The organism is Rhizobium sp. KDH_Rht_773_N, from assembly GCF_052946295.1.
In genome coordinates this window covers 2,113,232-2,135,723 of record NZ_CM129525.1, presented here as the reverse complement: position 1 = coordinate 2,135,723, position 22,492 = coordinate 2,113,232, and the positions used below count along the sequence as shown (strand labels likewise).

The following is a 22,492-nucleotide window of genomic DNA, read 5'->3' as shown; positions in this document are numbered from 1 at the left end:
AAACGCTCCGGATATAGGCGGTCAGAAGCCGCCTTTTGTTTCTGCGCTCTCCGCGTGGATTGCAGAACCTCCCCCGCAACGGAAAGCCTGCCTTAGCGCGGCAAACCTTCCGGGGTGCCGTTCCCACCTCGATGCCGTTGCGGATGCAGCCCGTGACGCATGCCTGCCCGCGGATTTCCACGCCGCAAAAGAAAAGCGGCCCCGAAGGACCGCCTTGCACTCTGTCTTGTCGCTGGTTGCAGCGATCAATCCTGCTGGACGACACCACGCAGATGGGTCAGTTCCATGATGAAATGCTCAAGCCTGGACTTGTGCTCGTGATGCTCGGCATCCTCGAGTTCCTTCTTCGCGGCCTCGATGCGGCGCGTCAGCTCGTCCTTGTTGAGTTCTTCGACCGGAACAGCCGATTCTGCCAGCAGCGTGCAGCCGGTTGGCAGGATATCGGCGAAACCGCCGAACACGACGTAGTCCTGCTTGGAACCGGAGGCGGAACGAACGCTCACAATACCCGGCTTGACGGTCGTCATCGTCGGGGCATGGTTGGCCATGACCGTCATTTCGCCTTCGGTCGCGGGAATGACGACCTCAGTCACCATCTGCGACAGCAGCAGACGCTCCGGCGAAACGAGCTCAAAGTTGAAATTGTCAGCCATCAGTGACTTACCTTCTCGGCTATGGCTTTTGCATCTTGCAGTTTGGTCCCGCAGAACGGGCAGTGCATTATCGCATGGTCGAGATAGCCGAGGCCTTCCTCGGTCTGAGCCAGCCCCACGACCATCATCATCACGCCGTTATCGGCACGGTAGAGGGTCGGCGCGGCCGGTTCAGGAAGCTCGGCCACGACACTCCGGAGAGTGTCGCAGCAGAAAATCTCGTCCAAAGCGTCGCTCATTAAGCAGCAGCGAGCTTCTTGGCCTTCTCGACAGCTTCTTCCATCGAGCCGACCATGTAGAAGGCAGCTTCCGGCAGGTGGTCGTACTCGCCGTTGACGAGGCCCTTGAAGCCCTTGATCGTGTCTTCGAGAGCAACCAGCTTGCCCGGCGAACCGGTGAAGACTTCGGCAACGAAGAACGGCTGCGACAGGAAGCGCTCGATCTTGCGGGCGCGGGCAACCGACAGCTTGTCCTCTTCGGACAGTTCGTCCATGCCGAGGATCGCGATGATGTCCTGCAGGGCCTTGTAGCGCTGCAGCGTCGACTGGACCTTACGAGCAACTTCGTAGTGCTCTTCGCCGACGACCATCGGGTCGAGCATGCGCGAGGTGGAGTCGAGCGGATCAACGGCCGGGTAGATGCCCTTTTCAGCGATCGAACGCGACAGAACCGTCGTTGCGTCCAGGTGGGCGAACGAGGTTGCCGGTGCCGGGTCGGTCAAGTCGTCGGCCGGAACGTAAATGGCCTGGACCGAGGTGATCGAGCCCGTCGTGGTCGTGGTGATGCGTTCCTGCATCTGGCCCATGTCGGTGGCAAGCGTCGGCTGATAGCCCACGGCCGAAGGAATACGGCCGAGCAGAGCCGACACTTCCGAGCCAGCCTGCGTGAAGCGGAAGATATTGTCGACGAAGAACAGAACGTCCTGGCCCTGGTCGCGGAAGTGTTCGGCAACCGTCAGACCGGTCAGGGCGACACGAGCGCGCGCACCCGGCGGTTCGTTCATCTGGCCGTAAACCAGCGCAGCCTTGGAGCCTTCGCCGCCGCCATGCTTGTTGACGCCCGATTCGATCATTTCGTGGTAAAGGTCGTTGCCCTCGCGGGTACGTTCACCCACGCCTGCGAAGACCGAGTAACCACCGTGCGCCTTGGCGACGTTGTTGATCAGTTCCATGATGAGAACGGTCTTGCCGACGCCTGCGCCGCCGAACAGACCGATCTTGCCGCCCTTGGCATAGGGAGCGAGAAGGTCGACGACCTTGATGCCGGTAACGAGGATCTGCGCTTCCGTGGACTGCTCGACGTAAGCCGGAGCATCCTGGTGGATGGCGCGCTTGTGAGCGGTGTTCAGCGGACCTGCTTCGTCGACCGGCTCGCCGATGACGTTCATGATACGGCCGAGCGTTTCGTCACCAACCGGAACCGAGATCGGCGCGCCGGTATCGGTGACCTGCTGGCCGCGAACGAGACCTTCGGTCGAGTCCATGGCGATCGTGCGGACTTCGTTTTCGCCCAGATGCTGAGCGACTTCGAGAACCAGACGGTTGCCGTTGTTGTCGGTTTCGAGCGCGTTCAAAATCGCCGGCAGTTCGCCTTCGAAAGCAACGTCGACGACGGCGCCGATAACCTGGGTGACTTTGCCGACAGAGCGGGTAGCTGCCTCAGCCATTTTCTTACCCTCTTTTCCCTAACTCAGAGCGCTTCCGCGCCCGAAATGATTTCAATCAGTTCCTTGGTGATCTGCGCCTGACGCTGACGGTTGTAGCTCAGCGTCAGCTTGTTGATCATCTCACCAGCATTGCGCGTCGCATTGTCCATCGCGCTCATCTTGGCGCCCATTTCGCCCGCAACGTTCTCGAGGAGAGCGCGGAAGACCTGAACGGAGATGTTGCGCGGGATCAGCTCGTCGAGGATCGACGCCGGATCCGGCTCGTATTCGTAGACCGCGCCGGCGTGGTCTGCATCCTCGGCGCTGGCTTCCGGGGCCTTGGCCGGGATGAGCTGCTGCGCGGTCGGAACCTGGCTGATCACCGACTTGAATTCCGAGTAGAACAGCGTGCAGACGTCGAATTCGCCGGCCTCGAACATCTCGATGATACGCTTGCCGATCTGGTCGGCATTCTCGAACCCGATTTTCTTGACTTCGCGCAGTTCCTTACGCTCGACAATCATCGACGCGAATTCGCGGCGCAGGATGTCGTAGCCCTTCTTGCCGACGGTGAAGATCTTCACCGTCTTGCCTTCGGCCACCAGCTTGCGAACGTGGTCGCGCGCGAAGCGGGCGATCTGCGAGTTGAAGCCGCCGCACAGGCCGCGTTCGGCCGTGCAGACGACGAGCAGGTGAACCTGGTCCTTGCCCGTGCCGGTCATCAGGACCGGCGCGCCGTCCGCATCGGTGACGGCCTTGGCGATGTTCGCCAGGACCGCATTCATGCGCTGCGAGTAAGGCCGGGCGGCCTCGGCCGCCTCCTGGGCACGCCGAAGCTTCGCCGCAGCGACCATTTTCATCGCCTTGGTGATCTTCTGCGTCGCCTTGACGGAGGCGATCCGGTTTTTCAGATCCTTAAGTGAAGGCATCCGTTATCCGTCCTAACCTAAGGTCCGATTACTGGAAAGACTTGGCGAAGCTGTCGAGAGCAGCGGTGAGCTTGCCCTTCGTCGCGTCGCTGATAGCCTTTTCCGTGCGGATCGCATCGAGGATGGCGGAGCCTTCCGAACGCAGGTAGGACAACAGGCCCTGTTCGAACTTGCCGACCTGAGCAACCGGCAGCTTGTCGAGGTAGCCGTTGACGCCGGCGAAGATCACGGCGACCTGCTCTTCCGTCTTCAGCGGCGAGAACTGCGGCTGCTTCAGGAGTTCGGTCAGGCGCGCACCGCGGTTCAGCAGGCGCTGCGTCGCAGCGTCGAGGTCCGAACCGAACTGGGCGAAGGCGGCCATTTCACGATACTGGGCGAGTTCGCCCTTGATCGAACCGGCAACCTGCTTCATCGCCTTGATCTGAGCCGAGGAACCGACGCGGGAAACCGACAGGCCGACGTTAACGGCCGGACGGATACCCTGGTAGAACAGGTCGGTTTCGAGGAAGATCTGGCCGTCGGTGATCGAGATCACGTTGGTCGGAATGAAGGCCGAAACGTCGTTGCCCTGCGTTTCGATGACCGGCAGAGCGGTGAGCGAACCAGCGCCCTTGTCGTCGTTCATCTTTGCAGCGCGCTCAAGGAGACGCGAATGCAGGTAGAAAACGTCGCCCGGATAGGCTTCGCGGCCCGGCGGGCGGCGCAGCAGCAGCGACATCTGGCGGTAAGCGACAGCCTGTTTGGACAGGTCGTCGTAGCCGATCAGCGCGTGCTGGGCGTTGTCACGGAAGTATTCGCCCATTGCGCAGCCTGCGAACGGAGCGAGGAACTGCATCGGAGCCGGATCGGAAGCGGTCGCGGCAACGACGATCGAGTACTTCAGCGCACCGCGCTCTTCCAGAACCTTGACGAACTGGGCAACGGTGGAGCGCTTCTGGCCGACGGCGACGTAAACGCAGAACAGCTTGTCCTGATCCGGGCCGTTGTCATGGATCGGCTTCTGGTTCAGGAACGTATCGAGAATGATAGCGGTCTTTCCGGTCTGGCGGTCGCCGATGACGAGCTCGCGCTGGCCGCGGCCAACCGGGATGAGCGCGTCGATAGCCTTGAGGCCGGTCGACATCGGCTCATGAACCGATTTGCGCGGGATGATGCCCGGAGCCTTGACGTCGACGCGCGCACGGCGGGTCGCATTGATCGGGCCTTTGCCGTCGATCGGGTTGCCGAGAGCGTCGACAACGCGGCCGAGCAGTTCCGGACCGACCGGAACGTCGACGATCGCGCCGGTACGCTTTACGGTGTCGCCTTCCTTGATGTCGCGGTCGGAGCCGAAAATAACGACACCGACATTGTCGGACTCAAGGTTGAGCGCCATGCCGCGGATGCCGCCGGGAAACTCGACCATTTCACCAGCCTGAACATTGTCCAGGCCATAAACGCGAGCGATACCGTCACCAACGGAGAGAACCTGGCCGACTTCCGAGACTTCTGCCTCTTTGCCGAAGTTCTTGATCTGGTCTTTAAGAATTGCGGAAATTTCCGCAGCGCGGATATCCATCAGCCGACCTCTTTCAATGCAAGCTTAAGGGTAGAGAGTTTGGTACGAAGAGACGTATCAATCTGACGGGACCCGACCTTGACGATCAGACCACCAAGAATTGACGGATCAACCGTGACAGCAATTGCCACGTCTTTGCCGGTGACGCCCTTCAGCGCCGCCTTCAATTCATTTTCCTGCTCTGCAGAAAGAGCATGAGCCGAAGTGACTTCGGCAGAAATTTCGCCGCGATGGTTGGCAGCGATTACCCGGAAGGCCTTGATCATGCCCGGCAGGGCAAACAGGCGGCGGTTACGCGCCACGACCTTCAGGAAATTGGCGAAGAAGCCCGAAATGCCAGCCTTTTCGCTGATCGCCACGATACCCTTGAGTTGGTCTTCCGCAGAGAAAACCGGGCTGAGGACAAAGCGCTTCAGGTCGTCGCTTTCATCCAGCATGGCCTGGAACCGGTCGAGATCGGCGGTAACGCTGTCGACGGCGCCCTCTTCGAGGGCCAGCTCGAAAAGCGACGAGGCATAGCGCTCTGCAACACCAGAAGTAAGCTGGGACGTGTCTGCCACGGGCACAAATTTCCCTGATTTCAATTCAAAATCGGACTTTCGGCGGGCGCCGAACCTATGACTTTGAATTCGTTTTGATTTCCCCCAGAAATCGCAAGAGAAGCCTCTTGCTTCTTCCGAAATTCGGGGTCCGTCTAACATAGGATGTTCGGACTCGCAACACGCGTAACGTCCGAATACGTGTTTCGCATGATTTTCTGTCAGCAAAATTACGGAAACACCAGAAAGCGGCCTGCGAAACGCTTTAATTTCAGCTCTGGATCAGCCTTGCAGGAAGCCGAACACATAGAGCAGCGGCAGCGCCGCGACGATCGCCTGCACAACCAGAAGTAAATAGTTGAGGAGCGTGCTCCCCTCATCAGACAGGATCGAGATAATGCGTGCAAAAGCAGCCATCGCGAAGGCTGCCCCGAGGGCCAGATAAGTCCAGTCTTGCGCGAGCATGATCGCTGCAGTACCGAGACCGAGATAGAGGCCGCCCATGGAGCGGACTTCGCTGAAGCCTTCGCGCCGCTCGCCGCGTGGCGCCAGGCCGAAGGTCCGCATGGCGAGACCGGGCGCGAACATGATGACGAAGCCGGCGAGTGCGGTGAAGGCCGCCGCACCAAAGGCAAGCTGCTCGCCAAATTCCGTCGGAAAGTAGAACTCCATGCCTCGCCCCCGATTCATCGCCTGATTCTGCGTTTATGCCATGATCGGCGGCATCCGGAAACGTTGAGATGTCAATGATCTACAGGAAGCTCTGCGGATCGATATCGAGCTGCACCTGAACCGAACCGCGCTCTTTCGGCGATTGCGACAGCAATGCGCGAAGATAGGCCTGCATGTCGGAATTGCGGCGCCCGTGCACCAGCAGGCGGAAGCGATGGCGCCCGCGCACCAGCGCCAGCGGCGCCTCCGCCGGCCCGAGAACGGAAATGCCCGACACCTGCGGTGCGGCATTGCGCATGCCACGCGCATGGTTTTCCGCGTCGTGGCGCGTGTCGGCCGAAACGATGATGGAGGCAAGCCTGCCGAACGGCGGCAGCGCCGCACGCTCGCGTTCGCTGATTTCGCGGTCGTAAAAGGCCTGCGCATCGCCGGAAACGATCGCTTGCATGACAGGGTGCTGCGGCTGGTAGGTCTGCAGCAGGCCGTGGCTCTTCAGGCCCGTTCGGCCAGCACGGCCGGTAACCTGCGACAGAAGCTGGTAGGTCCGCTCTGCCGCGCGCGGATCGCCGTTTGCGAGACCGAGGTCGGCATCGACGATGCCGACCAGCGTCATCAGCGGAAAGTTGTGCCCCTTGGCGACGAGCTGCGTGCCGATGACGATATCCGCCTCCCCCTTGGCGATAGCATCCAGCTCCAGCCGCAGCCGTTTCACGCCGCCCATGATGTCGGACGAAAGCACGATAGTGCGTGCGTCGGGAAAATGCCGTTCCACCTCTTCGGCGATACGCTCCACGCCCGGCCCGCAAGCGACGAGATGGTCGAGCGTCCCGCATTCCGGGCAGGCCTCCGGTGTCGGCTCGTTATGGCCGCACTGATGGCATTGCAACTGCCGGCGGAAGCGATGCTCTACCAGCCAGCTGGAACATTGCGGGCACTGGAACCGATGGCCGCAGACACGGCAGAGCGTCAACGGCGCATAACCGCGGCGGTTGAGGAAGAGCAGCGCCTGCTGGCCCTTTTCCACCGTTTTGCCGATCGCCCGGATCAGCACCGGCGAGAGGAAGCCGCCGCGCTCCGGCGCATGGCGCCGCATGTCGATCAGATGCAGGTCGGGTAGTGCCGCATCGCCGAAACGCGTCGGCAGATGGATCGTGCTGTAGCGTCCGCTCTGGCCGTTGACCTGGCTTTCGACCGAAGGCGTCGCCGAAACGAGCACGACCGGAAAATCGCCGATCCGTGCGCGGACGACCGCCATGTCGCGCGCGTTGTAATAGACGCGATCCTCCTGCTTGTAGGCAGGATCATGCTCTTCGTCGACAATGATGAGGCCGAGATCTTCGAAGGGCAGGAACAGCGCCGAGCGCGCGCCGGCAACGACCCGTACCTCGCCCGTTACCGCCTGCCGCCAGACCTTTTCGCGCATACGCGGCGCAAGATCGGAATGCCATTCGGCAGGTTTCGCACCGAAACGATCCTGAAAGCGTTCGAGGAAGCTTGCCGTCAGCGCGATTTCCGGCAGCAGGATCAGCACTTGCTTGCCGCGTCTCAACGTCTCGGCAATCGCCTCGAAATAGACCTCGGTCTTGCCCGAACCGGTCACGCCGTCGATCAGCGAGACCGCGAATTCGCCCCTGCGCACTTCGTCCAGAATTTCCTCTGCCGCCTCCTTCTGCGGGCCTTCGAGGCGGGAAGCGACAAAGTCCGGATCGGGCCTGGCGACGACGGGCGGCGGCGGCAGGAAGATCGTCTCGAATATGCCCTGCGCGATCAGCCCGTCGACGACGCTGGTGGAGACCCCGGCAGCATGGGCAAGGCCGATGCGCGTCCAGGATGGCCCGTCGGCGGCTGCATCGAGCACGCGGGCGCGCGCCGGCGTCATCCTTTCCGGCTCGCCGCCGACGAAGCGCAATCCTTCCACCATCGGCTCGGGCTCGAAGGCGTTCGGCGCCCTCAGTGCCATGCGCGCCACCAGTCCCGGCGGCGAAAGCGTGTAGGCAGCCACCCAGTCGATAAAATCCCGCATCTCCTTGTTGAGCGGCGGGCAATCAAAGACATGGGTGATCGGCCGGAGCTTCTTGGGATCGACACCGTCCTCGCCGCCATCCCAGACGACGCCGATCACCTGGCGCGGCCCGAGCGGCACCTGCACGACCGAGCCGGGCTCGACAGCCATGCCTTCAGGCACCGAATAGGAATAGGCTTTCGGCGCCGGCATCGGCACCAGCACCGGAACCGTACGGTTCGCGGGCGGAGCCTCGAAAAGCGCGCCAAAGAGATCGGACGAATCTGTGCTCATTGCGCCAGACCATGCCCGCAACGGCGGCAAATTGGAACCATAAAGAGGTCAGACGGCCACGGATTCAGCCGGTTGCGCAGACGGATCGGACACCGGCACGAACTGCGCATCTCCATCTGTAGCCATGTCGCGGATTGTGTGCTTTTCCAGCGCCTTCGTCACTTCGTTCAGGTCGCCGTCGAGCTGTTCGGCGGGAATGAGATTGCCGATCACGAAATCGAAACGATCGCCCTTCTTGTTCAGAAGCTCGTGGAAGACCGTCATGTCGCGCAGCTCAGTCGACCATTTGGCGAACCAGTAGAACAGGCCGGAATTGCGCGCCGTCATGTGAACGGGAAGGATCGGCAGACCGTATTTGCGGGCAAGGCCGACCGCAGAGGTTTTCCAGGGCCGCTCGTTCAGCCGCCCGTTCGCCCAATAGGCGATGCGACCTGAAGGGAATAGCACGGTCGCCTTGCCTTCCTTCACCGCATGGTTGGTCAGCTGCAGCGTCTCGCGCGTCTTGAGCTTGCTCTTGAACTCCTCGCGCCACTCGACCGGAATGATCATTTCCGCAAAGCGCGGATTGACACGTACCGCATCACGATTGGCAAAGAACATCATGTCCGGTCGGCGCGTCTTCAGGAGATCGAAGACGGCCACGCCGTCGGCAATGCCGGTCGGGTGATTGCTGACGAGGATGAAGCCGCCGGAGGCAGGAATGCGCTCGGCATTGGTAACGTTGATATCCAGCTTCAGCAGGTTGCTCATATATTCGAACGACTGGAAGCCCGGCATGTTGGCCACATCGTTGGCGAATTCGATCGCCTTGTTGTAGCGCAGCAGCGTGTAGAGAAACGGCCGCATGACAGGCCAGAGCGGATGGCGGACGATCTTCTGCCCGCGCTCGGCGATCAACGTATCGACGATATGGCCGGGTTTTCCATGAGAGACCAGGGCGATCGCTTCCGCAAGCTGTCCGAAAGCCGTCATGGTGTCGCGCCGTGCCATAAAAATTCCTGTCTTATGGGAGCTACAAGCTATCTCAGTGAATTATGATCGATACATGACAAGGGCTTGGCAAGCATTAGCAATTCCATAACGCCACTGTTTCAGAATTGGCGTCACGGAAATCAAATTCAAGAGCCACGTCCGTGAATGAACTTCTGATCATCGCCGATCCACAACTGATCGCGGAGCGCAGCGCCTGGCTCGAAAATCTCGCGCGCGAACGCCGCCTTTCCGGACATACGCTCGATGCCTATGAGCGCGATACACGCCAGTTCCTGACCTTTTTGACCGGCCATCTCGGCGGTCCGGCGACGCTGCGCGACATCGAGACGCTGCGCCCGGCTGACTTTCGCGCCTTTCTGGCCGCCCGCCGACGGGACGGAGCCGGCGCCCGCTCGCTCGGCCGTAACCTCGCCGGCCTTCGCTCGCTCCTGCGGCACCTGGAACGCAAGGGCCTGGTCAACGCGGCGGGCGCCGCTGCGATCCGCTCGCCGAAGCAGCCGAAATCTCTTCCGAAGCCCCTGTCGGACAGGCAGGCGATTGCCGTCGTCAGCAGCGATGCGCAGCTTCACGACGAACCGTGGATTGCCGCACGTGACGCGGCGGTCATGACCCTGCTCTATGGCTGCGGCATGCGCATTTCCGAAGCGCTCGACCTGACGCCCGCCGATATCAGGGCCGGGACAACGACGCTGCGCATCACCGGAAAAGGCAACAAGACGCGCCTCGTTCCGTTGCTGCCTATCGTTTTCGAAGCCGTCGACAAATACCGGCAGCTCTGCCCCTTTGATCTTGACGAGGGCGAGCCGCTGTTTCGCGGCGCCCGTGGCGGCAAGCTGCAGCCTGCCATCATCCAGCGCGCCATGCAGAAGTTGCGCAGTGCCTTTGGCTTGCCGGAGAGCGCCACCCCGCACGCGCTGCGCCACTCCTTCGCCACGCATCTGCTGGCCGGTGGCGGCGACTTGCGCACCATTCAGGAACTGCTCGGCCATGCCAGCCTCTCCACCACGCAGGTCTATACCGGCGTCGATGCATCCAGGCTTCTTGAAGTGTATGATAAGGCGCATCCTCGCGCGTAATCCTTCGTTAACACTGTCTCTTAAAGGAATATGCGCAAGCCCGGCGTAGAGCATGAGACTTGAAGCACTTGTGACCGGATTACCAGCATGACCATTTCCATCGGCCACCGGACCTTTCACATCGTCCAGCCGGGCAATATCCTGCTCTGGCTCGCGGCGGCCTTTCATGTGCTGCTCGCCGCCGCATTGCTCGCCGCCGTCTTTTCCGTCACGCCGGCCGATGCTGCGGAAGACGGCTGCACCGGGAAAAACCTGCTCACCGAACTGCAGCAGAACGATCCTGCCCGCTATGCCGAAGCCGTGAAGGAAGCGGATGCGACGCCCAACGGCAAAGGTATTTTCTGGAAGATCGAAAAACCGGGCGTCAGGCCGTCCTGGCTGCTCGGCACCATGCATGTTACCGATCCGCGCGTCCTGAACCTGCCGACACGTGCGCAGCTTGCCCATGACGGCGCCGACACGATCGTCATCGAATCCGACGAAATCCTCGACGAGAAGAAAGCAACGGCCGCCCTTCTGATGAAGCCCGACCTGATGATGTTCACGGACGGGACCACCATCGACAAGCTTCTCTCACCTGAAGATTACAGCCGTCTCGAAGCCGGCCTGAAGCAGCGTGGCATCCCGCTCTCCGCCGTGTCCCGCATGCGCCCCTGGATGATTTCGAGCGCCGTGGCGCTGCCCGCCTGCGAGATCTCCCGCAAGGCACAAGGCGTCCAGTTCCTGGACCAGAAGATCGCCGCCGATGCGGCTGCCGAAGGCAAACAGGTCAAGGGCCTGGAAACCCTGGCCGAGCAGCTGCAGGCCATGGCCGAACTGCCGGTCGAATTTCATCTGAAGTCGCTGATCGAAACGCTGGAGCTTGGCACCAAGATGAACGACGTCGTCGAGACCATGACCGATATCTATCTCTCCGGCGACATCGGCATGACCATGCCGATGCTGAAGACCGTGACGCCCGAAGGCAGCGACGAGGACAGCGACTACGCCGCCTTCGAGCAGCGCATCATCCTCGACCGCAACAAGGTAATGGCCGAGCGCGCCGCCCCCATTCTCGCCAACGGCAATGTCTTCATGGCCGTCGGCGCCCTGCACCTGCCGGGCAAGGATGGCGTCGTCGAACTGCTGCGCCGGCAGGGTTTCACGGTAACGGCGGTCAATTGATCACCTGAAGCCTTAACCGACTGTCATCCGCCGCAAGACATCCGTCTTCCAGTAAAACTGGTGGGCCAGAGCACCGAGGACATGCGCAGCGATAACGATCCACAGGATGAGCTTCAGCACATCGGCATGCAGCGAGCCCGCCGCATCGACACCGAAATAATAGGTGGCAATGCCTGAAACCGGCAGGGCAAGCAGCAGCAGATAGAGGCTCGCATGCACAAGCCGCGCAGCGAGCCGAAATATCGCCGGCTCGTCTGCGGCTTCCGGCGGCACGCCCTGCACGAAACGCAGGCCGAGCCTGATGATCGTCACGAGCAGGATTGCGATCCCGACATAGGCGTGGATATTGGCTGAGGCAATCTGCTCCGGCGAAGGCATGCCGCCACGGCGGACAATCCGGTACCAGGCATTCATGCCATCGGGCAAAAGAAGATTGAAGAGAACCAGGAGCATGGTTGCCCAGTGAAGGAAACGCTGGGAGAGACTATAGCCGACGACAACGCGATCATTCATTTTCTTGGCTTTCGTCAAAGAGTTAGCGAAGCTTGCCCACCAAATAAAAATGCCGCTGGCTCGAAAGCAAGCGGCATTATGAATGATTGCTGATATTTAATCTTACATATGGATCGGCTTGAAGAAGGCGGCGAGCGCCGCTTCCTTCACGGCTTCCGACATGGTCGGATGCGCATGGCACGTACGGCCGAGGTCTTCGGCCGAGCCGCCGAACTCCATCAATACGGCGATTTCGTGGATCATCTCGCCGGCGCCGAAGCCGACGATGTGGCCGCCAAGCACGCGATCGGTTTCCTTGTCCGACAGGATCTTCACGAAACCGTCCGTTGCCAGCATGGCGCGGGCGCGGCCATTGGCCGAGAACGGGAACTTGCCGACCTTGTAGGCGATGCCTGCAGCCTTCAGCTCTTCCTCGGTCTTGCCGACGGACGCGACTTCCGGCTGCGTGTAGACGACGCTCGGAATGACGTCATAGTTCACGTGGCCGTGCTGGCCGGCGAGGATTTCGGCAAGCGCCACGCCTTCGTCTTCAGCCTTGTGCGCCAGCATCGGACCCTTCACGACGTCGCCGATCGCATAGATGCCCTCGACATTGGTCTTGAAATGACCATCGATTTCGACGCGGCCGCGATTGTCGAGCTTGACGCCGGCTTCTTCCAGGCCGAGGCCGGCCGTGTAGGGGATGCGGCCCGTGGAGATGAGGACGACATCGGCTTCGAGCGTCTGGGCAGCACCGCCTGCCACCGGTTCAAACGTTACCTTGGCACCCTTGCCGCCCTTTTCGACGCCCGTCACCTTGGAGCTGAGGTTGATGTCGATGCCCTGCTTGCCGAGCATACGCTGGAACTGCTTGGAAACGTCGGCATCCATGGCGCCGAGGATCTTGTCGAGGAATTCGATGACCGTGACCTTGGCGCCGAGGCGCGACCAGACCGAGCCGAGTTCGAGGCCGATGACACCGCCGCCGACGACGATCATCGTTTCCGGCACCTTCTCCAGCGCGATGGCGCCGGTCGAGGAGACGATGACCTTCTCGTCGATATCGACCTTGACGCCCGGAATGCCGGCAACGTCAGAGCCCGTGGCAATGACGATGTTCTTGCCTTCGATCTGCTGAACCGTGCCGTCTTCGGCAGTCACGGAAACCTTGCCGGCGGAAACGATCTTGCCGGTGCCGTGGAAGGCATCGATCTTGTTCTTCTTGAAGAGGAAGGCAACGCCGTCGACGTTGGACTTCACCGTCGCGTCCTTGTGCGCCAGCATCTTGTCGAGGTTGAGCTTCGGAGCCGCGACCTCGATGCCGAGTTCTTCCATATGATGCGTCGCATGGAACATTTCGGAAGCATGCAGCAGCGCCTTGGAGGGGATGCAGCCGACATTCAGGCAGGTGCCGCCGTAAGTGGCGCGCTTTTCCACGACCGCGACCTTGAGGCCGAGCTGGGCGGCCTTGATTGCCGCGACATAGCCGCCGGGGCCGGTTCCGATAACAATCACATCATAGGACATTGCTTTTTCCCTTTGCGTTATTGACTAGCGCCCGCCGCTCACATTGAGGATCGCGCCTGTTATGTAGGATGCCGAAGGCGAGAGCAGATAGACGATCGCGTCGGCCACCTCTTGCGCCTGTCCGGTTCGCCTCATCGGGATCGATGAAGCCATTTCTTTCGGCCTGTCCGGCTGTCCGCCGGAGGCATGAATATCCGTTTCGATGATGCCGGGCCGGATCGCATTCACCCTGATGCCTTCGGCCGCGACTTCCTTGGAAAGCCCGATCGTGAAACTGTCGATGGCGGCCTTGGATGCGGCGTAATCGACATATTGCGCCGGTCCGCCGATGACGGCCGCCATGGACGAGATGTTGACGATCGCGCCGCCCTTGCCGCCATGGGCGGTCGACATGCGCCGCACCGCCTCGCCGGCGCAAAGGATCGAGCCGGTGACGTTGATCCGCATCATCCGTTCGAGGCGCTCGGCCGACATTTCATCGACACGCGCAACGCGGTCGACGACACCGGCATTGTTCACAAGCCCGTCCAGACGCCCGAAATGACTGTCGACTGCCGCAAACATCGAGACGATATCGCCGGCATTGCCGACATCGCCCTTGATGGCGATCGCATCACCACCGGCCTTCTTGATCTCGGAAACGACGGAGTTCGCCGCCGCCTCGTTCAAAGCGTAGTTCACCGCAACGCGCCAGCCATGACGCGCAGCGACAAGGCAGGCAGCCGCGCCAATGCCACGACTGCCGCCGGTAACAAGCAGGACGGGACCGTCGGTCATTGTGCGCATCCCTTCAAATCGAGGACATCCCAGGGTGCAACCTCTGCCTTGCCCTCACCCCAGGCAGACGACTGGCGGACCGCCGGACCGAGACCCGGAAAGACGATTCTGTCGGCTGCCGGACTGTCACCGGACTGGAGGTTATCGAGCCCACCTTCGCTCGTGCGATAGATAAATCCCTGCCAGACCGTGCAGGCGTCGAGATCGGCCCCGGTAACGTCGCCGTCCGGACAATTGAACAGCACCATGCCCATGGTCCGCGCCGGGTCGTCTGACGCCATGACATAACCATCCATGACGACAGGGGTTTTGAGCGCGCTGAGCCTGAACCGGTGGCTCGACGTCATGGCTTCGGAGGTAATCGGCGAGAACCGCAGTTCATAAGCGTCGTCACGGTCTCCGTAAATCGCCTGAGCCTGCTTGCACTCGGCGGCGATCGCAGAAACCGGCGCACAGGAAAGCGTGGCGATCGCAATCGCGGCCAGCCCCTTCCTTTTTGTCCGCCTCAGTCCTGCCGCGTTCATTGGTGGCTCGGCTCTCTGCGCCCGTCGGCATTCGCGATGACCTGGAAGTCCGTGAGCAGCACCAGCGGATGCTCGTCTCTGTCCACCCCCCAGAAGACCGGATAGAAGCCGTCGCCCCAGCCGCTCCAGAAGATCGCGACGTTGCCCTTCTTGCCGGCGACCGGGCGGTGCAGGTCATAGGCGCCCTTGTTGGCGTCGAGTTCCGATGCGAGCACGTCGTCGTAATAGTTCACGTCGGAATCCGGCTTTTGCGCCTGCACCTGCTGCTCGCGTTCCTCGATGAGGGCAAGCGTATCGGCATCCATGTAACTGCCGAGGCCGGCATCGACGGGATAGCCGAATATCTCGTCATCCTTCAGCGTGGCGACATCCTGGCCTGGAAGAGTGGCAAGCTCCCAGTGATCGGGCCTCCCCTCGCCGAAGCGCATGCTGGCCGCGGCTACCCGCCCGGCAGCCTCATAGAGCCGCACCGGGTAGTCCCCGGCAGGAACCGTTCTTGCCAGGGCCTGCCGGTCTGGCTGCGCCAGCGGATCGGCGGCAACGATACGGCCCGAGGTGAGTTCGACATTGCCTATGTCGACGGTCTTGATGGAGCGTGCGGAAAGCTCCGCATCGCTGAGCGACACGAGGTCGAAATTGCTGCTCGCCTTGTTCACGTCGAAGGCAAGAGCCGAGACCGGCATGAAGGTAGCCGTGGCGCAGAGTGCCGCGCCTGCCGCTCGCATGATCCGGTCTCGCATGGCAGATCGCTCCGCTTAGAGGTCCAGAACCAGACGTTCCGGATCTTCCAGGCTTTCCTTGACGCGCACGAGGAAGGTCACGGCTTCCTTGCCGTCGACGATGCGGTGATCGTAGGAGAGCGCCAGATACATCATCGGGCGGATGACGACCTGACCGCCGATGGCGACCGGACGCTCCTGGATCTTGTGCATGCCGAGAATGCCCGACTGCGGTGCGTTGAGGATCGGCGAGGACATGAGCGAACCGTAGACGCCGCCGTTGGTGATGGTGAAGGTGCCGCCCTGCATTTCGGCCATAGAGAGCGAGCCGTCACGGGCTGCCTTGGCGAGGCGGCCGAGTTCCTTCTCGATTTCGGCGATCGACATCTGGTCAGCGTCGCGGATGACCGGGACGACGAGGCCCTTGTCCGTGCCGACGGCCATGCCGACATGGCAGTAGTTCTTGTAGATGATGTCGGTGCCGTCGATTTCGGCGTTGACGGCCGGCAGTTCCTTGAGCGCGTGCGTGACGGCCTTGGTGAAGAAGCCCATGAAGCCGAGCTTCACGCCATGCTTCTTCTCGAAGACATCCTTGTACTTGTTGCGCAGGTCCATGACGGCCTTCATGTCCACCTCGTTATAGGTGGTCAGCATGGCAGCCGTGTTCTGTGCATCCTTGAGGCGCTTGGCGATCGTCTGGCGCAGGCGGGTCATCTTCACGCGCTCTTCGCGAGCCGCATCCTCGACGGTCGACGGGCCGCGCGCGGCAACAGGTGCCGCCGGGGCGGCCGCCGGAGCGGCCGCGGCCTTGGCGACGGCTGCGATGACATCGCCCTTCAGGACCTGGCCACGCTTGCCGGAGCCGTCGACCTGATCGGCCGAGAGATTGTTTTCTGCGAGCATCTTTGCCGCAGCCGGAGCCGGCGGCATGGACGATACGGAGGCGGCCGGAGCAGCAGCGGCAGCGGCCGGTGCTGCAGGCGTCGGAGCCGGAGCGGCGGGTGCAGCGGCCGGGGCTGCGGCGGCAGGAGCGGCAGCGGCGGCCGCACCTGCAGCGATCTGGCCGAGAAGCGCGCCAAGGCCCACGGTCTCGCCAGCCTGGGCGACGATTTCCGAAAGCGTGCCGGAGGTCGGAGCCGGAACTTCGATGGTCACCTTGTCGGTTTCAAGCTCGAGAATGGGCTCGTCGGCCTTCACGGCGTCGCCGACCTTCTTGAACCAGGTGCCGACGGTTGCCTCGCTGACGGATTCACCGAGTGTTGGAACGCGGATTTCTGTGGCCATTGTTCAAATCCTGATTGTGCTTGTTATCGTGTTAGGTAGCGGTACCGGCCTGCGGCCGGAAAATGATTGAGGGCATTGGCAAGACATCGAAACGGAAACCGAAGCCGGAAGTGATGATCGGGTCCGCATCGGCAAGCGCCTGCGCTGCCGCCTGATCCGCAACCTCGACGATCGCGATGCCGAAAGCCCCTTCACCCTCGAAGACGGGACCGACGACAGCCGCCGATCCCGCAAGAGCGTTCTGGTGCCAATATTCGGCATGGCGCTTCATCGCCGCCATCTCCTCCCCGGTCCCGTCATGCGGGAAAGTGGGGCGCGGCGGCACAAGTCTCATGAAGAAATATGCCATCGCGCCTCTCCTTTTTGTTAGCCGCCCAGCGCATCCTCGAGGAACGCGGCAAGCTGCGACAGATGCTTGGACATCAGGCCCGTTGCCGGCGAGGCGGCTGCCGGGCGACCGGTGTAACGAACGCGCTGGTACTTTGCATCGATATGGGCCAGCACCCATTCCAGATACGGGTCGATGAACGACCAGGCGCCCATGTTCTTCGGCTCTTCCTGGCACCAGACCATCTCTGCATTCCGGAAGCGGGACAGCTCGTTGATGAGCGCCTTGGCCGGGAACGGATAGAGCTGCTCGATGCGCAGCAGGTAGATGTCGTCGATGCCGCGCTTTTCGCGCTCTTCCAGCAGGTCGTAATAGACCTTGCCGGTGCAGATGACGACGCGACGGATCTTGGCATCCTTCTGCAGCTTGATCGGACCATCCTTGATGACCTCCGCATCGTCCCACAGGAGACGGTGGAAGGAGGATTCGCCGGCCAGTTCGGCAAGCGTCGAGACAGCGCGCTTGTGGCGCAGCAGCGACTTCGGCGTCATCAGGATCAGCGGCTTGCGGAAGTCGCGCTTCAGCTGGCGGCGCAGGATGTGGAAGTAGTTCGCCGGCGTCGTAACATTGGCGACCTGCATGTTGTCCTCGGCGCAGAGCTGAAGATAACGCTCCAGACGGGCCGACGAATGTTCCGGACCCTGTCCTTCGTAGCCGTGCGGCAGCAGGCAGACGAGACCCGACATGCGCAGCCACTTGCGTTCGCCCGACGAGATGAACTGGTCGAAGACGACCTGCGCACCGTTCGCGAAATCGCCAAACTGGGCTTCCCAGAGCGTCAGCGCGTTCGGGCGAGCCAGCGAATAGCCGTATTCGAAGCCGAGAACGGCTTCTTCCGAAAGCATCGAGTTGATGACTTCGTAACGGGCCTGAGTCGGCGACAGGTTGGCAAGCGGGATGTAACGTTCTTCGGTTTCCTGATCGTAGAGAACCGAATGGCGCTGCGAGAAGGTGCCGCGCTCGCAATCCTGGCCGGACAGACGGATCTTGTGGCCCTCGACCACGAGCGAACCGAAAGCAAGCGCTTCCGCCATCGCCCAGTCCAGGCCTTCGCCGCTCTGGATCATGTTGGCGCGGTTTTCCATGAAGCGCTGGATCGTGCGGTGCGCGTTGAAACCCTCGGGGATCTCCGACAGCTTGCGGCCGATATCCTTGAGCGTCTTCATCGGCACGGCGGTCTTGCCACGGCGCTGTTCGTCGCCATTGTCTGCCGTGCGCAGGCCGGACCACTCACCGTCCAGCCAGTCGGCCTTGTTCGGCTTGTAATGCTGGCCGGCCTCGAATTCCTGCTCGAGATGGGCGCGCCAGTCGGCCTTCATCTTCTCGACTTCGCCGTCGGTAAGAAGGCCTTCGCGAACGAGACGTTCCGCATAGAGCTGCAGAACCGTCTTGTGGCCGCGGATGACCTTGTACATCTTCGGCTGGGTGAAGGACGGCTCGTCGCCCTCGTTGTGGCCGTAGCGGCGATAGCAGAACATGTCGACCACAACAGGCTTGTGGAACTTCATGCGGAATTCGGTCGCGACCTTGGCTGCATAGACGACGGCTTCCGGATCGTCGCCGTTGACGTGCAGGATCGGCGCCTCGATCATCTTGGCGACGTCGGACGGATAGGGCGACGAGCGCGAGAAGGCCGGGTTCGTGGTGAAGCCGATCTGGTTGTTGATGATGACGTGCATCGTGCCGGCGACGCGATGGCCGCGCAGACCCGAGAGACCGAGGATTTCGGCGATGACACCCTGGCCGGCAAAGGCCGCGTCGCCATGGATCAGCAGCGGCAGAACCTTGGCGCGTTCGGACAGCGGAATGATGTCGCCGTCCCAGACGGTGGCGCTCATATCCTGCTTGGCGCGCGCCTTGCCCATGACGACGGGGTCGACGATTTCGAGATGCGACGGGTTGGCCGTCAGCGAGACGTGCACCTTGTTGCCGTCGAATTCGCGGTCGGAGGAAGCACCGAGATGGTACTTCACGTCGCCGGAACCTTCGACTTCGTCCGGTGCGTAGGAGCCGCCCTTGAATTCGTGGAAGATGGCGCGGTGCGGCTTGCCCATGACCTGGGAGAGCACGTTCAGGCGGCCGCGATGGGCCATGCCGAACACGGCTTCCTTGAGGCCGAGAGAACCGCCGCGCTTCAGGATCTGTTCCAGCGCCGGGATCAGCGATTCACCGCCGTCGAGGCCGAAACGCTTGGTGCCCTTGAACTTGACGTCGAGGAACTGTTCGTAGCCCTCGGCTTCGACGAGCTTGGCGAGGATCGCCTTCTTGCCTTCGGCCGAAAAGGCAACGCCCTTGTCCGGACCTTCGATACGTTCCTGGATCCATGCCTTTTCCTCCGGATTGGAGATGTGCATGAATTCGACGCCGAGCGTCGAGCAATAGGTGCGCTCGAGGATTTCGATCATCTCGCGGATGGTCGCGTATTCGAGGCCGAGCACGTTGTCGATGAAGATCTTGCGATCGTAGTCGGCCTCCGTGAAGCCGTAATTTTCAGGCGAAAGCTCGTGATAGTCCTCGACCGGAGCGGCGATGCCGAGCGGATCGAGCTTGGCATGAAGGTGGCCGCGCATACGATAGGCGCGGATCATCATGATGGCGCGGACGGAATCGCGCGTCGCCTGCAGCACGTCGGTCGTGCTGGCCGGCTGGCCGGCAGCTTCGGCCTTGGCCTTCACCTTGGTCTCGATGACCTTTTCGACGATGCCCCAGTCGCCATCGAGCGCCGAGACGAGATCGCCGCTTGCCTGCAGCGGCCAGTTCTTCTTGCGCCAGGAAGCGCCCTTGGCCGCCTTCTTCACATCGTTCGGATCGTCCTCCAGCGCCTTGAAGAAGGACCGCCACTGGTCGTCGACCGAGTTGGGATCGTCTTCATAGCGGGCGTAAAGCTGCTCGATATAGGCAGCATTGGCGCCATCCAGAAACGAAGTGATCTGAAATTGCTCGTTGGCTTCTTGCCGTGCCATGGTGATATGCGGACGCTTCCGCCCGCCTCCTGACTTAGATGAATTTGCCGGCTTCATCGCCGGCTGCCGCATTCCGATTGCCGCCTGTCCGCGGCGCATCCGCATTAAAATGGAGAGCCGGGCGGAGGCCGGGATGCCATTCCTCCGCCCGGGATATATAGGTTGGTTCAGCCCTTGAGGACTTCAACCAGCGTCTTGCCGAGGCGCGCCGGAGAGGGCGACACCTTGATGCCAGCCGATTCCATCGCCGCGATCTTCGATTCCGCATCGCCCTTGCCGCCGGAAACCACAGCGCCGGCATGGCCCATGGTGCGGCCCTTCGGCGCGGTGCGGCCGGCGATGAAGCCGGCCATCGGCTTCTTGCGGCCCTTCTTGGCTTCGTCCTTGAGGAACTGGGCAGCGTCTTCTTCAGCCGAGCCGCCGATTTCGCCGATCATGATGATCGAGGTCGTGGCTTCGTCGGCCAGGAACATTTCGAGCACGTCGATGAATTCGGTGCCCTTGACCGGGTCGCCGCCGATACCGACTGCCGTCGTCTGGCCGAGACCTTCGTTGGAGGTCTGGAAGACGGCTTCGTAGGTCAGCGTGCCCGAACGGGAAACGATGCCGACCGAACCCTTGCGGAAGATCGAGCCCGGCATGATGCCGATCTTGCATTCTTCCGGCGTCAGGATACCCGGGCAGTTCGGTCCGAGCAGGCGCGACTTGGAACGGTCGAGGCGAGCCTTGACGCGAACCATGTCCATGACCGGAATGCCTTCGGTGATGCAGGTGATAAACGGGATCTCGGCGTCGATCGCTTCGATGATCGCATCGGCTGCGCCTGCCGGCGGAACGTAGATGACGGTCGCGTCTGCGCCGGTCTTTTCCTTGCCCTCGGCAACGGTCGCGAAGATCGGCAGGCTTTCGCCCTTGGCACCGGTCCAGGTTTCGCCGCCCTTCTTCGGGTGGATGCCGCCGACCATCTGCGTGCCGTAATAGGCGAGCGCCTGTTCGGTATGGAAAGTGCCGGTCTTGCCGGTCAGACCCTGAACGAGGATCTTGGTGTCTTTGTTGACGAGAATAGACATTCTTTCAGATCCTTCAAATTAGCCGTTGACCGCTGCGACGATCTTCTTGGCCGCGTCGTCCAGGTCGTCGGCCGCGGTGATGGCCAGGCCCGACTCGTTCAGGATCTTCTTGCCGAGCTCGACATTGGTGCCTTCAAGGCGCACGACGAGCGGAACCTTGAGGCCGACTTCCTTGACCGCGGCAATGACGCCCTCGGCAATGACATCGCACTTCATGATGCCGCCGAAGATGTTGACGAGAATGCCTTCGACCTTGGGATCGGCCGTGATGATCTTGAAGGCCGCAGCAACCTTCTCCTTGCCGGCGCCGCCGCCGACGTCGCAGAAGTTCGCCGGCTCCTTGCCGTAGAGCTTGATGATGTCCATCGTCGCCATGGCAAGGCCTGCGCCGTTGACCATGCAGCCGATGTTGCCGTCGAGCGCCACATAGGCGAGATCCCACTTGGAGGCCTCGATTTCCTTGGTGTCTTCTTCGGTCTCGTCACGCAGCGCCTTGACGTCGTCATGGCGGAAGAGCGCGTTGCCGTCGAAGGAAACCTTGGCGTCGAGAACGCGCAGGTGGCCGTTGGTCATGACGATCAGCGGGTTGATTTCGAGAAGCGACATGTCCTTCTCGTCGAAGGCCTTGTAGAGGATCGGGAAGAGCGACTTGACATCTTCCGCGGCAGCGCCGTCGAGAGCCAGCGCCTTGCAGATCTTCTCGACATCGGCAGCGGTGACGCCTGCAGCCGGATCGATGGCGATCGTGTGGATCTTCTCCGGCGTGTCATGGGCAACCGCCTCGATATCCATGCCGCCTTCGGTCGAAACGACGAAGGCGACCTTGCCGACCGAGCGGTCGACCAGCAGCGAGCAATAGAGTTCGCGAGCGATGTCGGCGCCGTCTTCGATGTAGAGGCGGTTGACCTGCTTGCCGGCCGGGCCGGTCTGGGCCGTTACCAGCGTGTTGCCGAGCATTTCCTTGGCATTGGCAACGACGTCTTCGATGGAGCGGGCGAGACGCACGCCGCCCTTGGCTTCGGGCGACAGCTCCTTGAACTTGCCCTTGCCGCGGCCGCCGGCATGGATCTGGCTCTTGACCACGTAGAGCGGACCGGGAAGCGACTTGGCGGCAGCCTCGGCTTCGTCAGCCTTGAGGATAGCAACGCCTTCCGCAACCGGCGCACCGTAGCTCTTCAGCAGAGCCTTGGCCTGATATTCATGAATATTCATGGGTTTGTCCC

21 protein-coding genes are annotated in these 22,492 nt (G+C 61.7%); 2 read left to right on the top strand and 19 right to left on the bottom strand.

Features of this window, described 5'->3' with window-relative positions; translation table 11 throughout:
• Nucleotides 1-245: 245 nt before the first annotated feature.
• From ACU8HS_RS10685 to ACU8HS_RS10645, 9 genes are all read right to left on the bottom strand, one after another.
• Nucleotides 246-653 (bottom strand): F0F1 ATP synthase subunit epsilon, encoded by a 408-nt coding sequence (locus ACU8HS_RS10685; RefSeq protein ID WP_112571872.1) that lies wholly within the window; start codon nucleotides 651-653, stop codon nucleotides 246-248.
• Nucleotides 653-892: a hypothetical protein gene (locus ACU8HS_RS10680; protein WP_112705790.1), complete on the bottom strand. Its 240-nt coding sequence runs from the start codon at nucleotides 890-892 to the stop codon at nucleotides 653-655. The genes ACU8HS_RS10685 and ACU8HS_RS10680 overlap by 1 nt, the downstream gene beginning before the upstream one ends.
• Nucleotides 892-2,319 (bottom strand): F0F1 ATP synthase subunit beta, encoded by a 1,428-nt coding sequence (atpD, locus tag ACU8HS_RS10675; protein WP_112571876.1) that lies wholly within the window; start codon nucleotides 2,317-2,319, stop codon nucleotides 892-894. Before atpD ends, ACU8HS_RS10680 begins: the two co-directional genes overlap by 1 nt.
• A gap of 23 nt (nucleotides 2,320-2,342) precedes the next feature.
• Nucleotides 2,343-3,227, bottom strand: coding sequence for a F0F1 ATP synthase subunit gamma (locus tag ACU8HS_RS10670; RefSeq protein WP_112571878.1), 885 nt, complete (start codon nucleotides 3,225-3,227; stop codon nucleotides 2,343-2,345).
• A 28-nt stretch (nucleotides 3,228-3,255) separates the two neighbouring features.
• Complete coding sequence (gene atpA, locus ACU8HS_RS10665; RefSeq protein WP_112705789.1) at nucleotides 3,256-4,785, bottom strand: F0F1 ATP synthase subunit alpha; 1,530 nt, start codon at nucleotides 4,783-4,785, stop codon at nucleotides 3,256-3,258.
• Nucleotides 4,785-5,351 carry a F0F1 ATP synthase subunit delta gene (locus tag ACU8HS_RS10660; protein ID WP_112571882.1) on the bottom strand — a complete coding sequence of 189 codons (567 nt, stop codon included), beginning with the start codon at nucleotides 5,349-5,351 and terminating at the stop codon, nucleotides 4,785-4,787. Before ACU8HS_RS10660 ends, atpA begins: the two co-directional genes overlap by 1 nt.
• A 255-nt stretch (nucleotides 5,352-5,606) precedes the next feature.
• The gene (locus tag ACU8HS_RS10655; protein WP_113412704.1) at nucleotides 5,607-5,996 is read right to left on the bottom strand and encodes an AGROH133_08824 family phage infection protein; all 390 of its coding nucleotides are present in this window, start codon (nucleotides 5,994-5,996) and stop codon (nucleotides 5,607-5,609) included.
• Between the two features lie 79 nt (nucleotides 5,997-6,075).
• The gene (locus tag ACU8HS_RS10650) at nucleotides 6,076-8,292 is read right to left on the bottom strand and encodes a primosomal protein N' (RefSeq protein WP_113412703.1); all 2,217 of its coding nucleotides are present in this window, start codon (nucleotides 8,290-8,292) and stop codon (nucleotides 6,076-6,078) included.
• Between the two features lie 48 nt (nucleotides 8,293-8,340).
• Nucleotides 8,341-9,282 (bottom strand): GNAT family N-acetyltransferase, encoded by a 942-nt coding sequence (locus tag ACU8HS_RS10645; RefSeq protein ID WP_112571888.1) that lies wholly within the window; start codon nucleotides 9,280-9,282, stop codon nucleotides 8,341-8,343.
• 143 nt (nucleotides 9,283-9,425) lie between these two features.
• On the opposite strand from ACU8HS_RS10645, the gene ACU8HS_RS10640 reads away from it, so the two are divergent.
• Both ACU8HS_RS10640 and ACU8HS_RS10635 read left to right on the top strand, forming a co-directional pair.
• Entirely contained in the window at nucleotides 9,426-10,361 is a 936-nt protein-coding gene (locus ACU8HS_RS10640; RefSeq protein ID WP_113412702.1) for a tyrosine recombinase XerC, read from the top strand.
• Nucleotides 10,362-10,448: 87 nt separating this feature from the next.
• On the top strand, nucleotides 10,449-11,525 hold the full coding sequence (locus tag ACU8HS_RS10635) for a TraB/GumN family protein (RefSeq protein WP_113412701.1): 1,077 nt from the start codon (nucleotides 10,449-10,451) through the stop codon (nucleotides 11,523-11,525).
• A gap of 12 nt (nucleotides 11,526-11,537) precedes the next feature.
• On the opposite strand, the gene ACU8HS_RS10630 is transcribed toward ACU8HS_RS10635, so the two are convergent.
• The 10 genes from ACU8HS_RS10630 to sucC form a co-directional block, all read right to left on the bottom strand.
• Entirely contained in the window at nucleotides 11,538-12,038 is a 501-nt protein-coding gene (locus tag ACU8HS_RS10630) for a cytochrome b/b6 domain-containing protein (protein ID WP_113412700.1), read from the bottom strand.
• Between the two features lie 102 nt (nucleotides 12,039-12,140).
• On the bottom strand, nucleotides 12,141-13,544 hold the full coding sequence (lpdA, locus tag ACU8HS_RS10625) for a dihydrolipoyl dehydrogenase (protein WP_112705783.1): 1,404 nt from the start codon (nucleotides 13,542-13,544) through the stop codon (nucleotides 12,141-12,143).
• A 24-nt stretch (nucleotides 13,545-13,568) separates the two neighbouring features.
• Nucleotides 13,569-14,321 (bottom strand): SDR family oxidoreductase, encoded by a 753-nt coding sequence (locus ACU8HS_RS10620; RefSeq protein ID WP_112571892.1) that lies wholly within the window; start codon nucleotides 14,319-14,321, stop codon nucleotides 13,569-13,571.
• Nucleotides 14,318-14,845 (bottom strand): hypothetical protein, encoded by a 528-nt coding sequence (locus ACU8HS_RS10615; protein WP_112756521.1) that lies wholly within the window; start codon nucleotides 14,843-14,845, stop codon nucleotides 14,318-14,320. Before ACU8HS_RS10615 ends, ACU8HS_RS10620 begins: the two co-directional genes overlap by 4 nt.
• Nucleotides 14,842-15,585, bottom strand: coding sequence for a DUF4241 domain-containing protein (locus tag ACU8HS_RS10610; protein ID WP_113412699.1), 744 nt, complete (start codon nucleotides 15,583-15,585; stop codon nucleotides 14,842-14,844). The genes ACU8HS_RS10615 and ACU8HS_RS10610 overlap by 4 nt, the downstream gene beginning before the upstream one ends.
• Before the next feature lie 15 nt (nucleotides 15,586-15,600).
• The gene (odhB, locus tag ACU8HS_RS10605; protein WP_113412698.1) at nucleotides 15,601-16,848 is read right to left on the bottom strand and encodes a 2-oxoglutarate dehydrogenase complex dihydrolipoyllysine-residue succinyltransferase; all 1,248 of its coding nucleotides are present in this window, start codon (nucleotides 16,846-16,848) and stop codon (nucleotides 15,601-15,603) included.
• 31 nt (nucleotides 16,849-16,879) lie between these two features.
• Nucleotides 16,880-17,197 carry a YciI family protein gene (locus ACU8HS_RS10600; protein WP_112571897.1) on the bottom strand — a complete coding sequence of 106 codons (318 nt, stop codon included), beginning with the start codon at nucleotides 17,195-17,197 and terminating at the stop codon, nucleotides 16,880-16,882.
• Between the two features lie 17 nt (nucleotides 17,198-17,214).
• A complete protein-coding gene (locus tag ACU8HS_RS10595) occupies nucleotides 17,215-20,199 on the bottom strand; it encodes a 2-oxoglutarate dehydrogenase E1 component (RefSeq protein WP_113412697.1) in 2,985 nt (994 codons plus the stop codon).
• Between the two features lie 167 nt (nucleotides 20,200-20,366).
• Complete coding sequence (gene sucD / locus ACU8HS_RS10590) at nucleotides 20,367-21,269, bottom strand: succinate--CoA ligase subunit alpha (RefSeq protein WP_112571901.1); 903 nt, start codon at nucleotides 21,267-21,269, stop codon at nucleotides 20,367-20,369.
• A gap of 18 nt (nucleotides 21,270-21,287) precedes the next feature.
• Nucleotides 21,288-22,481 (bottom strand): ADP-forming succinate--CoA ligase subunit beta, encoded by a 1,194-nt coding sequence (sucC, locus tag ACU8HS_RS10585; protein ID WP_447015853.1) that lies wholly within the window; start codon nucleotides 22,479-22,481, stop codon nucleotides 21,288-21,290.
• Between the last annotated feature and the right edge of the window lie 11 nt (nucleotides 22,482-22,492).

Bases quoted from the DNA above. Each gene is read 5' to 3' on its own strand.
- ACU8HS_RS10685 (WP_112571872.1), bottom strand. From the start codon at position 653: ATGGCTGACAATTTCAACTTTGAGCTCGTTTCGCCGGAGCGTCTGCTG.
- ACU8HS_RS10680 (WP_112705790.1), bottom strand. From the start codon at position 892: ATGAGCGACGCTTTGGACGAGATTTTCTGCTGCGACACTCTCCGGAGT.
- atpD (WP_112571876.1), bottom strand. From the start codon at position 2,319: ATGGCTGAGGCAGCTACCCGCTCTGTCGGCAAAGTCACCCAGGTTATC.
- ACU8HS_RS10670 (WP_112571878.1), bottom strand. From the start codon at position 3,227: ATGCCTTCACTTAAGGATCTGAAAAACCGGATCGCCTCCGTCAAGGCG.
- atpA (WP_112705789.1), bottom strand. From the start codon at position 4,785: ATGGATATCCGCGCTGCGGAAATTTCCGCAATTCTTAAAGACCAGATC.
- ACU8HS_RS10655 (WP_113412704.1), bottom strand. From the start codon at position 5,996: ATGGAGTTCTACTTTCCGACGGAATTTGGCGAGCAGCTTGCCTTTGGT.
- ACU8HS_RS10650 (WP_113412703.1), bottom strand. From the start codon at position 8,292: ATGAGCACAGATTCGTCCGATCTCTTTGGCGCGCTTTTCGAGGCTCCG.
- ACU8HS_RS10645 (WP_112571888.1), bottom strand. From the start codon at position 9,282: ATGGCACGGCGCGACACCATGACGGCTTTCGGACAGCTTGCGGAAGCG.
- ACU8HS_RS10635 (WP_113412701.1), top strand. From the start codon at position 10,449: ATGACCATTTCCATCGGCCACCGGACCTTTCACATCGTCCAGCCGGGC.
- ACU8HS_RS10630 (WP_113412700.1), bottom strand. From the start codon at position 12,038: ATGAATGATCGCGTTGTCGTCGGCTATAGTCTCTCCCAGCGTTTCCTT.
- lpdA (WP_112705783.1), bottom strand. From the start codon at position 13,544: ATGTCCTATGATGTGATTGTTATCGGAACCGGCCCCGGCGGCTATGTC.
- ACU8HS_RS10620 (WP_112571892.1), bottom strand. From the start codon at position 14,321: ATGACCGACGGTCCCGTCCTGCTTGTTACCGGCGGCAGTCGTGGCATT.
- ACU8HS_RS10615 (WP_112756521.1), bottom strand. From the start codon at position 14,845: ATGAACGCGGCAGGACTGAGGCGGACAAAAAGGAAGGGGCTGGCCGCG.
- ACU8HS_RS10610 (WP_113412699.1), bottom strand. From the start codon at position 15,585: ATGCGAGACCGGATCATGCGAGCGGCAGGCGCGGCACTCTGCGCCACG.
- odhB (WP_113412698.1), bottom strand. From the start codon at position 16,848: ATGGCCACAGAAATCCGCGTTCCAACACTCGGTGAATCCGTCAGCGAG.
- ACU8HS_RS10600 (WP_112571897.1), bottom strand. From the start codon at position 17,197: ATGGCATATTTCTTCATGAGACTTGTGCCGCCGCGCCCCACTTTCCCG.
- ACU8HS_RS10595 (WP_113412697.1), bottom strand. From the start codon at position 20,199: ATGGCACGGCAAGAAGCCAACGAGCAATTTCAGATCACTTCGTTTCTG.
- sucD (WP_112571901.1), bottom strand. From the start codon at position 21,269: ATGTCTATTCTCGTCAACAAAGACACCAAGATCCTCGTTCAGGGTCTG.
- sucC (WP_447015853.1), bottom strand. From the start codon at position 22,481: ATGAATATTCATGAATATCAGGCCAAGGCTCTGCTGAAGAGCTACGGT.